6 protein-coding genes are annotated in these 13,753 nt (G+C 67.5%); all 6 read right to left on the bottom strand.

The genetic code is table 11. The features are described 5' to 3' along the window. Positions 1-120: 120 nt before the first annotated feature. A complete protein-coding gene (locus FHS03_RS24320; RefSeq protein WP_183443499.1) occupies positions 121-933 on the bottom strand; it encodes a hypothetical protein in 813 nt (270 codons plus the stop codon). Between the two features lie 208 nt (positions 934-1,141). After that, a complete protein-coding gene (locus tag FHS03_RS24325) occupies positions 1,142-1,705 on the bottom strand; it encodes a phosphopantetheine-binding protein (protein ID WP_183443500.1) in 564 nt (187 codons plus the stop codon). Then, positions 1,702-5,319: an amino acid adenylation domain-containing protein gene (locus FHS03_RS24330; RefSeq protein ID WP_183443501.1), complete on the bottom strand. Its 3,618-nt coding sequence runs from the start codon at positions 5,317-5,319 to the stop codon at positions 1,702-1,704. The genes FHS03_RS24325 and FHS03_RS24330 overlap by 4 nt, the downstream gene beginning before the upstream one ends. Beyond that, on the bottom strand, positions 5,316-9,758 hold the full coding sequence (locus FHS03_RS24335; RefSeq protein ID WP_183443502.1) for a type I polyketide synthase: 4,443 nt from the start codon (positions 9,756-9,758) through the stop codon (positions 5,316-5,318). Before FHS03_RS24335 ends, FHS03_RS24330 begins: the two co-directional genes overlap by 4 nt. Further along, positions 9,755-13,027 (bottom strand): non-ribosomal peptide synthetase, encoded by a 3,273-nt coding sequence (locus FHS03_RS24340; protein ID WP_183443503.1) that lies wholly within the window; start codon positions 13,025-13,027, stop codon positions 9,755-9,757. The genes FHS03_RS24335 and FHS03_RS24340 overlap by 4 nt, the downstream gene beginning before the upstream one ends. A gap of 2 nt (positions 13,028-13,029) precedes the next feature. Then, positions 13,030-13,749: a thioesterase II family protein gene (locus FHS03_RS24345; protein ID WP_183443504.1), complete on the bottom strand. Its 720-nt coding sequence runs from the start codon at positions 13,747-13,749 to the stop codon at positions 13,030-13,032. Positions 13,750-13,753: the final 4 nt, after the last annotated feature.

Raw genomic sequence — 13,753 nt, forward strand, 5'->3', positions numbered from 1 at the left:
ACAGATCAGATGGATGAAACAGTCTTTCTGCAAAACGAACTGGTGCAATTAGGCCTCATCTGGACATTGAAGCGATCATAAGTCAAGCAATCCGCCATATATTAGCTGCGCAATTTTTCTCTACTTTCTAGCTGGTAGCTGAGTAAATCGAAAGGTATGTGTTTCCCCTTCGATATTTGCCAATATATCAACAATTATCCCTGTGTCTGGTACTTCAAATTTCCCGATTACTAACTGCCCACCATGGCTGTTGTTTGGAAAGACTGTCGTCCGTTGTAGTACAGTTTGTGCTGCTATTTTAAGTGCCGCCTCGCCTTGTGTCTGCAAATTCGATAGATTTGCCGTGGTTTGAGCATGTACCGAGGAGGCGGCTGCCTGCCCAGCGGCAGGGTCGTAGATCCAACCCGAGTACGTACCAACCGTATTGGCATTAAAATTCGCAAACGAGTTGTTTCGGGTGCCGTATGTATTCAGACTGCCAGTTGTATTCGTGTTGTAGGTTCCGTAAGTTGATTTGTAACTTGCTTGTTGTTGAGCGGCAGAAGCTTGCATTGCGCCACCAAGTGCCACCGCGAATGCTGCCCATGCCTGCTCGGTCTTTATTTCTTGGGCAATTTCCTCAAATGTGAAGATTTTTTCTAGCCTACCGTCAACTAAAACAGAAAAATTCGATATTGAGACATCAATTGGGTTTGGTGATGTATTTACAACGGAAACGATTACTCGCATTCTATCTTTTCCTTCTCGAACGGAATTTGATGGTGAGGCCATGACGATGAATGTTTTCTTAGAGATTGCAGACGGTATGCCGTCTCTATATATCTGGCCTTGACCAGCTAATAGAGTGGGTTCCGTTCTAATCGGCGATGCGCAGCCGGCTAAAACTGCACAAATCGCTGTAAATCCAATGGCTACAATTCGCTGTTGACGCATGATATTTTCTCTTTCTTGGAGATCTGCCTAAATTTGCAGTGTTTTTTAGTTTGGCGCGGACATTGCTGGATAAGCGGTGATCGTAAAAATTGCCACTCCTTTGGTGCTCGCGTTTGAAATGAAGTGTGTCTTTTTATGCAGCGAGGGGCCCCACGAAGACTTTAGCTGATCAGACAGTTCGTGGCAGCTCAGGCCTGAATTAGTACAGCTAAGGATCGCTGGCGGTCCGACGCGGCAGGCGCGGAATGGCGGTGTCGGCTGGACTGTCGGCGCAAGCCTGGTCGACATATGCCGCCATCGCGGCGACCGTCGGGTTTTCGAAGACCACGCGCAGCGGAAAGGCGATCGGCCAGGCGCGGCGGATCAGCGTGGCCAGCCGTGTGGCGGCGAGCGAATGTCCGCCGAGATCGGCGAAGAAATCATGGTCGATGCTGTCCGGGCAGGCTCCCAGCACCTGGGCGATCAGGGCGGCGATAGTCTGCTCGGCCGGTGTGCTTGGCGCGCGTAGTGGCTGTGATGCGGCTATCGGCTGCCCGGGCAGTCGCAGCGCGCTCCGGTCCAGCTTTCCAGCAGCGTTGAGGGGCAGCTCCGCGAGAGTGCAGATAAGCTCAGGGATCATGTAATGGGGCAGCGATTCGCGCAGCCAGGCGCGCAGCTGTTCGGGATCGCATTCCGCGCCGCTGGCCGGCACGACGAAAGCGGCCAGGCGTTCGCAGTATTCGCGCTCGCGCGACAGCCATAGGGCGCGCAGCTTCTCATGCGCCGGGGTCATTTCATTGCCTTTACGACGGCCATCGAATCGGCCCACCAGTATTGGCAATCTGGCGGCGGACGCAGGCCGCGCACGAGCGTCACCGAGAACGAGGAGAAGTGCTCCAACAGCAGTCGCTGGTGCCGCCGCGACAGCGAGTCGATCTCGTTGCTGTAGTAGGTGAACACGCCGCCGGGCCGCAGCATGCGTTGGGCGGCGGGGAAGAACGCGGCGGCGAAGGTGGGCGAGCCGGCGACGTCGGTGCTGTACTCTTCCTCGGAAGTGGGATAGGTGTCGAACAGCACGCCGTCGAAGGAGCCGGGTTCGAATATCCAGTCCTGCCAGCGGCCGGGGACGACCGTGATGGCGGCGCCGGGACGCTGGGCGCGCCACTGGTCGAGCCGCGCCAGGACTTCGGGGTGGCATTCGACTATCGTGTGGGAGCGCACGCCGCATTCCTGCAGCAGCGTAGCCGAGATGCCCATGCCGAAGCCGATTTCGGCGACGTGGCCACCGGACGTGGCTGCGGCGCCGGCCAGGGCTTGCATCAGCGGCCGCTCCCATTCCTGCATCACTTGCTGTCCCTCGATCAGCAGCTCGCGCGCCGACCAGGCGGCGGCGCTGGTTTCCCAACGGCCTTCCATCTCGGGCCGGGTGGAACCGGCGACACATTGGCGGGCAATGGCGTCAATGGCTGTCAGGTCGGCGACGGTTTCGTCGAGTGTCCGCTGCAGCAGCCAGTTGTGCTGCGCTGGCTGCGGCGTGGGGGCGAAGCCGGGCTGCTGGAAGTTCAGGTATAGCTGGAATTGGGGAGTGTTGCGCCACATGGTCTGGCTCCGTATCTGGTCTTGGTCGGTTTCGAAGCGGTACAGGAAGTCCGCTTCCGATGGGCTGAGTTGCTCCAGCCGCCATTGCAGCAGCCCGGCTTGCGCGTCGGATGTCGCGGGACAACGCTGTAGCGTGGCCGCCGCCGCGCGCACGCTGGGGTGGCGCAGTAGCGCCGTTTCGATTTCTCCGGGTTCGATGCGATAGCCGCGCAGCTTGATCTGCTGGTCGGCCCGGCCCAGGTATTCAAGCTGGCCATCGGCACGGTGACGCGCGCGGTCGCCGCTGGCGTACAGGCGGCCCGGCCCAAAAGGATTGGGGACGAAGCGGCGCGCTGTCAGCGCCGCGTCATGCATATAGCCACGCGCCAGTCCCGCTCCGCCCAGATACAACTCGCCCGGCAAGCCAGGTGGCACAAGCTGCATGGCGCCGTCCAGCACATACGCGCTATTGCCGGCGATTGGCCGGCCGATGGGCGGCACGGCCGGCGGCGTTGCATCGCGCGCCAGATGCGCGGCGGTGGCGGTGATCGTGGCCTCGGTCGGACCATAGGCGTTGATGACCTGGACCGTGGGCAGCGCCTGCGCCAGCCGCGCGGCCAAGACGGCCGGCAGCGCTTCGCCGCCAACGAGGATGCGGCGCAGCGTGGTGCAGGCGGCAAAGCCCTCGTGATCGAGCAGCACGGCCAGCAGCGAAGGAAAGACGTCGAGCAGGGTCACGCCCTGGCTTTGGATAAGGTGGACCAATTCATCGGCATCGCGCCCCTGGTTGCGGACCAAGACGATTTCGGCGCCGGCCGCCAGTCCGCACAGCAGCTCCGACAGCGCGGCATCGAAACTGAAGGAGTATTTTTGCAGCACCACGTCGGTAAGCCTCAGGTCCAGCGCCGTCCGCAGCCACTGCACCTGATTGGCGAGCGCGCCATGTTCGATCAGCACGCCTTTCGGCACGCCGGTCGAGCCGGATGTGTAGATCAGCGCCGCCAGCCGTTGCGGCGGGATCGGCCGCGCAGGCATCACCTCCGCATCTGCCAGGGTGTCGCGCCACCAGGGCGCATCGTCAAGCACGGTCACCGGCGCGGCTTCAGCCAGGATCGCCGCCGCGCGCTGGGCGGGCAACTCCGGGTCCAGGTAAACGAATGCGGCTTCCGCGCGCCAGGCCGCCAGGATGGCGACGGCGGTATCCAGATTATCGGCCAGGCGGATGGCGACTATTCGCTCGGCAGCGGCGCCGCGCACGCGCAGGAGCGTGGCCAACTGCCCGCAGCGGCGGTCGAGTTCCGCGTAGCTCAGACGGGCTTGCGGCGTGGTCAGGGCGGTGCGCTCGCCAAAATTTTTGAACGTCCAGCCGGCGCGCGGCGTTTGCGCCTGGCCGACCCAGGTAGCGAGCAGCGCCCGGTCCGCGGTGCTGGTCAGCGGCAAGGTGCCGATCGGCTGGTCCGGCGCGGCGAGTATGGCCGCCAGCATGCGTTCCCAGTGATCGAGCAGGCGCGCGACAGTCGGACTATCGAACACGTCGCAATTGAATTCAAAGCGGCTCAGCAAGCCTTCACCGCTTTCGAACAGGTCGAGCGCCAGATCGACGTTGGTGGCCGCGCGCTGGTAGCCGATCTCCTCGCGCAGTGCGCTGGTCCGCGCCGTATTGTGGCGTGACTTGAAGAATTGCACCGTGGCCCGGTACAGGGGATTATGGCCCAGCGAGCGGCGCGGCTGCAGGTGTTCGACCAGCCTGGCGAAGGGCAGTTGTTGGCCCGAGTAGGCGGCCACGCTGGATTCGCGCGTGGCGGCCAGCACCTGCAGAAAGCTTTGTCCGGAAGTCAGGCGCACGCGCAGCAGGATGGTGTTGAGGAAGAAGCCGATCAGATCCTCGGCTTCCTCCGGCGCGCGGTTGGCCATCGGTGCGCCGAGTACGAGATCGGTCTGGCCGGTGTAGCGGTGCAGCAGGGCCGCGAAGGCCGCCAGCAGCACCTGGAACACAGTGGCGCCGGCGCGGCGCGCCAATTCGTACAGCGCGTCGCGCTGGGGGGCTGCCAGCAGGCGCGCGCGCACGTCCGCGCGGCGGGTGGCGATGGGTGGTGGCGGTCGGTCGGTTGGCAGCGCCAGTTCCGGCGCGCCGGCGAGATAGCCGCTCCAGAACGCCAATAGTTCGTCGAGGTGGGCGCCGCTCAATTGCGCGCGCTGCCAGCGGGCGAAGTCGGCGAACTGCACGCGCAGTGGCGCAAGCGGCACCGGACGCCCCTGCAGGGAAGCCTCATAGGCGGCGTTCAGGTCGCGCATCAGAATGTCGATCGACCAGCCGTCCGCCACGATATGGTGGATCGTCAGCAGCTGGAACGCGCCGCTGGACAGGTACAGCAGGGCGGCGCGGAATAGGGGGCCGCGGCTTAGATCAAACGGCGTTTCAGCCTGCTCGCGCGCCAGGTGCGCGGCCTGTTCCTGCTGCGCGGCGGGCGTTTCGTTTGACAGGTCGAACACCGGCATGGGGGCCGGGTCCGCATCCTCGATCACCTGGAAGGGCACGCCGTCGCGCTCGACGAAGCGGGTGCGCAGGGTTTCGTGGCGCGCAACCAGAGAGCGCCATGCGGCGTCCCAGGCGGCGCGGTCCAGCTCCGGCGGTAGCGCCAGTTGCAGGTGCAGGTGGTATGAGCTGTCCTCCGGTTCGAGCTGCTGCAGGAACCATAGGCGTTCCTGCTCGAACGAGGCTTGTTCCTCGCGCCGCCCGGCGCGGGTGAGCCGGGTCGGACGCGCCAGCCGTTCGAGCAGTTCGCGCCGTTCGGGGGAGAGGTTGGCCAGGCGTTGCGCGAGGCTCACGCCGGCCCTCTTTCATCGAGTAGCGAGGAGACCTCGGCATCTGGCATGGCTTCGATCCGGTCCAGCAGCCGCGCCAGTTCGGCATCGGGCTGCTCGTCCAGCGCATCGAGGGCGGCAGCCAGCGCCGCCACCGTGGGATGGTCGAACAGGATGCGCACCGGCAGATCGCGTTGCAGCGCCTCGCGCAGGCGCGATACGACCTGGATCGCCAGCAGAGAATGGCCGCCTAGTTCGAAGAAGTTGTCGTCGGCCCCGATCGGACTGATGCCCATCAGGTCACGCCAGAGATCGGCGACCAGCGTTTGCCGGCCGGGCGTGGGGGCAATGAAGCCGGCTGACATCTCGGGCCGCTCGTGCGATGCGGAAGGCGCCGGTGCCGGCGCCGCCGTGGCGGCTGGCGGCTGCAGCCAGCGTTGCAGCCGCGGGCCGAGCGGCGCCACCGAGACGATCAACTGGCGGATTTCCGGCGCGGCCAGCGTCCGTTCCAGCACGTCGATGCCGTCTTCGGCGCGGATCAGCGCTTCGCCGGCGGCGCTCTGGTTTTCGAAAGTCCAGCCGTCCCAATTGATGCTGATCCAGCGCGTGGCGCCGGACTGCTGCGCCGCCAGCGCGTCGAGCATTGCGTTGGCGGCCGCATAGGGGCCGAAGCCGATGCCGCCCAGTACCGCCGAAATGGACGACATCAGGCAGATGAAGTCGGGCGGATCGTCGCGCAGCGCCTCGGCCAGCAGGCGCGCGGCGCGCGGCTTGGCCGCGAAATGCGCCTCCGAGACGTCGCGGCCGATGTCGGCAAAACCGGGGAAATAGGCGGCCGCCGTTAGTCCCGCGGCATGGAAGACGCCATGGATCTTGCCGCCTTGCGCGCGCGCCTCGGCAACCAGGCGCGCGACATCGGCCGGCACGCCGCCGTCGCCGCTGCACAGCACGACCTTGGTGCCCATGGCCTCAATCATGCGCAACCGTCCGATGCGCGGATCGCCGCTGCCGTCCCAGTGGTCGCGCGGCGGCATGGGGCTGCGGCCTGTGAGTACCACCGTGGCGGCGCCGCGCCGGGCCAGGAATTCAGCGATCAGCAGGCCGATCCTGCCGAAGCCGCCCGTGATCAGGTAGTTGCCTTCCAGCGCTGGCGCCAGCGCGGGCTGCACCTGCGCCAGCGGAGCCGGTTCGAACGTCAGCGCCCAGCGCTGCGCGCCACGGTAGGCGATCCAGGGCGCCGCTTGCGGCAGCGCTTCGGCCAGCAGGGCCGCCGCGTGCGCGCCGCCGAACAGCGACAGCGCGGCCGCGTCGAGTTCGATCAGGCGGCAGCTGAGCTGCGGATATTCCTGCGCGGCGGCGATGGCCAGGCCGATGATGGCGGCCCGTTCCGGCTCGATCTCGCGTTCGCGCGGCGCCACGGCGAAGGTCCAGCGCGTTACGAACAGCACGGTGGTGGGCGCGCTGCGACGGCTCAGGCTATGTAGAAGCGACAGTGCGCGGTAGTAGAGTTCCGCGGACGGCACCCCGTCCGCGATGCCGTCCAGCGCAATGACGGTGCGCACGCTGGGCGCCAGCTCGGCCAGGCCGGCGGCGCTGCCGGCGCGTTCGACCGGCTGGCCGAGATCAGCCAGTGTTTCGGCCAGCGCCGCCACCTGCTGTTCCGTGCCGCCGACGATGGCCCAGCCATCGCTGTAGTCAGCCGGCAGCGGCGCGGTCGGCGCCGTGCGCACCCAGCGCGGCTGGTAGAGCCAATCCTCCAGCGGCTGGGATGCGGCCGGAGGCGCCGGCATGGCGGTAGCCGGAGCGGCGGCGGACGATTCGATCCAGTAGCGCTGCCGCTCGAACGGATAGGTCGGCAGCGGCACGCGGCGACGCCGTTCGGCGCCGTAGAACGCGGGCCAGTCCACGGTGGCGCCGGCTGTCCACAGGCTGCCCAGGGCGTGCAAGGCGGCACGCTCGTCGTCCACCGTGTCGTCGGCCGCGTTGCGGGCATGGCGGCAGGACGAGACGATCAGGCGGCCCGGCGCATAGGCTTCGTGCTGCCGCGCGAAGCCGGCCAGGGTCTGGCCGGGGCCGACCTCCAGCAGGGCGCAGCCGGTATCGCCTAGCAGATGGCCGAGGCAGTCGGCGAAACGAACCGTCCCGCGCAAGTGGCGTCCCCAGTATTCGGGATTCTGCGCCTCGTGCGGCCCGATCCAATGGCCGCTCAGATTGGATAGGTAGGGGATCGTGGGCGCGTGCAGGCGCATTTGAGCCATGGCCTCGATCATCGGCGCGATGGCGCCATCGACCAGTTGCGAATGGAAGGCGTGCGAGGTGTGCAGCGCCTGCACGGTGACGCCCTCGCTTTCGAGCTGGCGGCGGATGTCCGCGATGGCCGCCACGCCGCCCGACAGCACGCACAGCGCCGGCCCATTGACCGCTGCGATTTCGGCGGCGCCGGCGAAGCGCCCGCGCAGCGCCGTCTCGGGCTGCGCCACCGCCAGCATCGCCCCGGGCGGCATGCCGGCCAGGATCTGGCCGCGCCTGGCGATCAGTTGCAAGGCATCTTCCAGCGACAGCACGCCGGCCAGGCAGGCCGCCGTGTATTCGCCCACGCTATGGCCGGCGAGGGCGGCGGGCTTGATCCCCCAATGCATCCACAATCGCGCCAGCGCGTAACTGGCGACAAACACCGCCGCCTGCGTGACCTGGGTCTGGCGCAGCACCTCGCCCTGGTCAGCCCCATGCATCAGGGTACGCAGGTCGAGGCCGAGCGGTGCGCGCAACAGGCCGGCGCAATGGTCGACAATCTCCCGGTACACGGGTTCGGCGCGGTACAGGCCTGCGCCCATGCCGGGATGCTGGGCGCCCTGGCCGGGAAACAGGAAGGCCACACCTTCGAACTTGCCATCGCGTGCGCTGCTGGCGCTGCGGCGCGGCGCGCCCTGGCGCAGCAGGGCGGCGGCATCGCCGGCACCGGCGCCGGCCGGCACGACGATGGCGCGGCGGCATTTCATTTCGCTGCGGCCCAGTTGCAGGGTATGCGCCACGTCGGGCAGCGCCAGTTCGGGGTGGGCGTCGAGATGGGCCGCGAGCCGCTCTGCCGCCGCGTCCAGCGCGCCGGGGCTGCGGGCCGAGAGCAGCAGCAACTGGGCCGCGCGCGAGGCGCCGCCCGGTTCGACTTCGGGCGCCTCTTCCAGAATCACGTGGGCATTGGTGCCGCCGATGCCGAAGGAGCTGACCGCCGCGCGCCGCACGCCGCACTCGGGCTGCCAGTCGCGCAGCCCGGTGTTGACGAAGAAGGGACTGTTCTCCATATCGAGTTTGGGATTGGGCCGCTCGAAATGCAGGCTGGGCGGAATCTGGCGATGTTGCAGCGCCAGCACGCATTTGATCAAGCCGGCGACGCCGGCGGCCGAATCCATATGCCCGGTGTTGGACTTGACCGAGCCCAGGGCGCAATAGCGGCGCTGCGTGCTATTCCGCCACGCCTGGCACAGCGCGGCGAACTCGATCGGATCGCCCAGCGGCGTAGCCGTGCCGTGCGCCTCCATCATCGTGATCGTGTCCGGCGCCACGCCCGCCATAGCCAGCGCCGTGGCAATCGCATGGGCCTGGCCGGCCACGCTGGGCGCCGTATAGCCGACCTTGTCGGCGCCATCGTTGTTCAAGCCCCAGCCGCGGATCACGGCGCAGATCGGATCGCCGTCGGCCAGCGCGTCAGCCAAGCGCTTGAGCACCACGCAGCCGGCGCCATTGGCGCCGACCGTGCCCATGGCGGCGGCATCGAAGGAGCGGCAGTGGCCATCCGGCGAGGCGATGCCGCCTTCCTCGTGGAGATAGCCGCGCAGCATCGGCACGCCGAGCGTGACGCCGCCGGCCAGCGCCACGTCGGACTGGTATTCGATCAGGCTTTGGCAGGCCAGGCCGACCGCGACCAGCGAAGTGGAGCAGGCCGTGCCCACCGTGATCGCCGGTCCTTTCAGGTTGAGCTTATAGGCCACCCGGGTGGCCAGGTGGTCTTTGTCGTTGCCGATCAGGATCTGGAAGCCGGTGGCGCGGCCGGCCAGCTGGGCATTGCCGTAAAGCTGGAAGGCATAGGTGCTCATGCTGGTGCCGGCGAACACGCCGATCATGCCCGGATGGCGCTCGGCCACGCAGCCGGCGTCCTGCAGCGCTTCGGTGGCGCACTCCAGAAAGACGCGCTGCTGCGGATCGAGGATTTCGGCCTCGCGCGGCGTGAAGCCGAAGAAGTCGGCGTCGAACTGCTCGATGCCGTCGACCACGCCATTGGCGCGCACATAGCTTGGGTGCGCCAGCGTCTCGGCCGGCACGCCGGCTTGGCGCAGCTCTTCCTCGCTGAAGAAGCGGATGCATTCGCGGCCCTGGCGCAGATTGTCCCAGAACTCGGCCACGCCGGCGGCCATGGGGAAGCGGCCGGCCATGCCGATCACCGCCACGCATTCGGATTGGTCCGTCATGTGCTTCTCCTGTGCAGGCGCTCGGCCCGCGCGCGGCGCTGCTGCGCGATGCGCTGGTCGAGCAGGTCGATGGACGCGGGCTGCGCCGCTTCCTCCCGTGGCTGAAGCGGCGCGCGCTGCGGCTCGGCGCCAGGTTCCAGGTGCCGCGCCAGCGCCGCCACGGTGGGAAAGCGGAACAGGTCGACCATCGGCAAGGCGCGGCCCAGCAGGCCCGTCAGGCGGCTGTGGATCTGCTGCAGCAGCAGCGAATGGCCGCCCAGGTCGAAGAAATTGTCGTCCAGGCCGACGCGTTCGTGCGCCAGCACTTCGCGCCAGATGGCGGCGATGATGCGCTCCAGTTCCGATTGCGGTTCGGCGAACGGGAGTTGGCCGCCCCATTCGCCGCCGTCGCCGGCCGGCAACGCATGGCGGTCGATCTTGCCGCTGGCCGTCAAGGGGAAGGCGTCGAGCGGGATCAGCGTGGCCGGCACCATATACTCGGGCAGCTCCTGTTGCAGGAAACGGCGCAGCGCGTGGATGTCGGCCGCCCGTTCGAGGATGGCGTAGCCCAGCAGGCGGCGCTCCTGGCCGTCGCCGGCGGCGAGCACGCAGGCATCGCGTACCAGCGGATGGCGCCGCATCACGGCCTCGATCTCGCCCAGTTCGATGCGGAAGCCGCGCAGTTTCACCTGGTGGTCGCGGCGGCCGATGAATTCGAGCGCGCCGTCGACGCGGTAGCGCACCTGGTCGCCCGTACGGTACAGGCGCTGGCCGGAATTGGGCGGCGCGAAGGGATTGGGGATGAAGCGCTGCGCGCTCAGCTCCGCGTCGCCCAGATAGCCGCTGGCGACGCCGTCGCCGCCGATATACAGCTCGCCGACCACGCCGGCCGGCGCCAGCTGCATTTCCGTGTCGAGCACATAGAGCTGGGTATTGGCCAGGGCGCGCCCGATCGGCACGCGCTGGCCCAGCGCCGTGCCGCGCTCCATGCGGTGGCAGGCGGCGAAGGTGGTGGCCTCGGTGGGGCCGTAACCGTTAATCAGCGTGCAGCCGGGCAGTTCGTCGAGCACGCGCTGGCACAGCGGGGGAGACAGCACGTCGCCGCCGGCCAGCAACTGGCGCACCCGCCACAGCGAGCCGAGCTGGGCTTCGACCATCTGGTGGAACAGGCTGGCCGTCAGCCACAGGATGGTGACGCCGGCCCGTTCGATGCAGGCGCCCAGCTCCTCCAGCGAAGGCAGCCCGGGCGGCGCGATTTCAAGCCGCGCGCCATTCAGCAGCGCGCCCCAGATTTCGAAGGTCGAGGCGTCGAACTGGAGCGGGGCGAACTGCAGCAGCACGTCGGCGGGACGAATGTTGCAATAATTCGTGTTGCGCACCAGCCGCACCACATTGCGGTGGCTGACGCAGACGCCCTTGGGTTGGCCGGTCGAGCCTGACGTGAACAGCACATAGGCCAGCGTGCCGGCGTCGGCGCCGCTGTCCGGCGCGCTGTCGTCGCCGGGCAGCTCAAGGCTATCGAGCAGGATCGGCGCATGCGGCGCCACGGCGGCGGCCGCCGCACCGCGCGAGAGGATGAGGCGGGGCGCGGCTTGCCCGATCAGCGCGTCCAGCCGCGCCGGCGGATAGGCCGGGTCCAGCGGCAGATAGGCGGCGCCGGCCTCGACGATGGCCACCACGGCCACCACCATGTCGATGCCACGCGGCAGGCAAAGACCGACCAGCTCGCCGCGCTGCACGCCTTGCTGCCGCAGCCAGCGCGCCAGCCGCGCCGTGCGCCGCGCCAGCTCGCCGTAGCTCAGGGCGCCTTCTTCGCTATTTAGCGCGATCGCGTCCGGCGCGGCCAGCGCCTGCTGGCGGAATAGTTCGCCGAGCGTGGCCTCGCGTGGATAGGCCGTGGCCGTATCGTTCCACTCGGTCAGCAGCAGGGCGCGCTCGCGCGGCGGCAGCAGCGGCAGCCGGGTGACGGGCGTATCGGGGCTGGCGGCAATGCTTTGCAGCAGCGTTTGCCAGTGGCCGATCAGGCGCGCGATCGTCTCGTCGGCGAACAGGTCGGTGCTGTACTCGAAAATGGCGCAGATGCCTTGCTCGTCCTCGCCCAGGTAGAGCGTCAGGTCGAACTTGGCGTTGCCGTAGGAGACGGCCGACGGCGTCGCCGGGCCGGGCTGGTAGGACGGCGCTGCTGCCGCGCCGCTGCGCTGCACCGCGCTGTTTTGCAGCACGAACATCACCTGGAACAGGGGATTGCGGCTCAGGTCGCGCTGCGGCTGCAAATGCTCCACCAGCTTTTCGAACGGCAGATCCTGGTTGGCGTAGGCGCCCAGCGCCGTTTCGCGCACGCGGCGCAGGTATTCGCGGAAAGTCGGCCGCCCGGCCAGGCGGCCGCGCATCACCAGGGTGTTGACGAAAAAGCCGATCAGCGGCTCGATCTCGGGCCGGTTGCGGTTGGCGATCGGCGTGCCGACCACGACATCGTCCTGGCCCGAATAGCGCATCATCAGCACCTGGAAGGCGGCCAGCAGGACCATGAACAGGGTCGCGCCTTCCTGCTGGGCGATGCGGCGCAGGCCGTCGATCACGGGCTGGGCGGTCGCCACGCTCTGGAAGCCGCCGCGATAGCTGGGCGTGGACGGGCGCGCGAAATCGGTGGGCAGTTGCAGGTTCTGGCAGCCATCGAGCTGGGTCCGCCAGTAATCGAGCTGGACGCCGAGCTGGGCCACGGTCTGGGTCTGGCGCTGCCAGGCGGCGAAATCGGCGTACTGGATCGGCAGCTCGGGCAGCGGCGAGGGCTGGCCTTGGGCGAACGCATCGTACAGCGTCGCGATCTCGTGCGTGATGATGTCCATCGACCAGCCGTCCGTGACGATGTGGTGCATGGTCAGCACGAACAGCCAGGCCTGGTCCTCCATGCGGATCAGCGTGGGGCGCAGCAATGGCCCCCGGCCCAGGTCGAAAGGACGCTGGGCGTCGTCCAGCGCCACCCTGCGCGCCGCTTCCGCGCGTTCGGCTGGCGGGGTGTCGCGCAGATCGACGCTGGCGACCGGCACGGCCAGCGCGCCCAGCACTTGCTGGACCGGCGCGCCGTCGACGGCGTGAAAGACGGTGCGCAGGGCTTCATGGCGCCGCACCAGCTCGTTGATCACCCGGCCCCAGATTGCCTCGTCGAGCACGCAGTGCAAGGGCATATCGATCTGCAAGTTGTAGAAGGGACTGGCCGGCGCCAGCAGGTGCAGGAACCATAGCCTTTCCTGCGAATAGGAGAGAGGGAAGAGGTTGGCGGATGTATCCATGCTCAGTTCATCGCCTCGTTGGGACGCAGGGTGGAAAGGCCGAGATCGGCGCAGATGGCATGCTGCACCAGTACCGGTGTCTTATAGAGGTAAAAATGGCCGCCGGGGAAGAGCCGCAGCCGGAATTCGGCCGTGGTGTGTTGCTGCCAGCCGCGCAGCTCGGGACGGCTGATACGCTCGTCGGCGATGCCGCCCAGGCAGGTGATCGGGCAGGCCAGCGGCGGCTCCGGCTGGTAGCGGTAATGTTCGGCGATTTCGAGGTCGGAGCGCAGTACCGGCAGCAGCGTGTCCATCAGATCGGGCTGGACCAGCACGCCGGGCGGCGTGCCGTCCAGCCGCAGCAACTCGGCCTTGAGCAGTGGCGCGGGCAGCGCATGCAGCGGCGGCCAGCGGCCGCCCAGGTGGGGCGCGCGAAAGGCCGAGACGAACAGGCGCTCCGGCTGGCGCCGTCCGGCGCGCCGCAGCAGGCGCGCCAGCTCGAAGGCGAGCAGGGCGCCCATGCTGTGCCCCATCATGGCGAAGGGCTGGTCCAGCAAGGGTTCGATGTGGCGGGACACGTCGTGCAGCAGCGCATCCAGACGGCGCGGCGCCGCGTCCTTGTAGCGCGCCTCGCGGCCGGGCAGGGCGACCGGCGTGATCTGCAGCCTGTCCGGTCCCGCCGCCAGCCAGGAACGGAATTGCGAAGGCCCGGCCCCCGCATGGGGAAAACAAAGAAGCCGCATAGGG

It is taken from the genome of Pseudoduganella violacea (assembly GCF_014191875.1).
GTDB classification, from domain to species: domain Bacteria; phylum Pseudomonadota; class Gammaproteobacteria; order Burkholderiales; family Burkholderiaceae_D; genus Rugamonas; species Rugamonas violacea_A.

Bases quoted from the DNA above. Each gene is read 5' to 3' on its own strand.
- FHS03_RS24320 (WP_183443499.1), bottom strand. From the start codon at position 933: ATGCGTCAACAGCGAATTGTAGCCATTGGATTTACAGCGATTTGTGCA.
- FHS03_RS24325 (WP_183443500.1), bottom strand. From the start codon at position 1,705: ATGACCCCGGCGCATGAGAAGCTGCGCGCCCTATGGCTGTCGCGCGAG.
- FHS03_RS24335 (WP_183443502.1), bottom strand. From the start codon at position 9,758: ATGACGGACCAATCCGAATGCGTGGCGGTGATCGGCATGGCCGGCCGC.
- FHS03_RS24340 (WP_183443503.1), bottom strand. From the start codon at position 13,027: ATGGATACATCCGCCAACCTCTTCCCTCTCTCCTATTCGCAGGAAAGG.
- FHS03_RS24345 (WP_183443504.1), bottom strand. From the start codon at position 13,749: ATGCGGCTTCTTTGTTTTCCCCATGCGGGGGCCGGGCCTTCGCAATTC.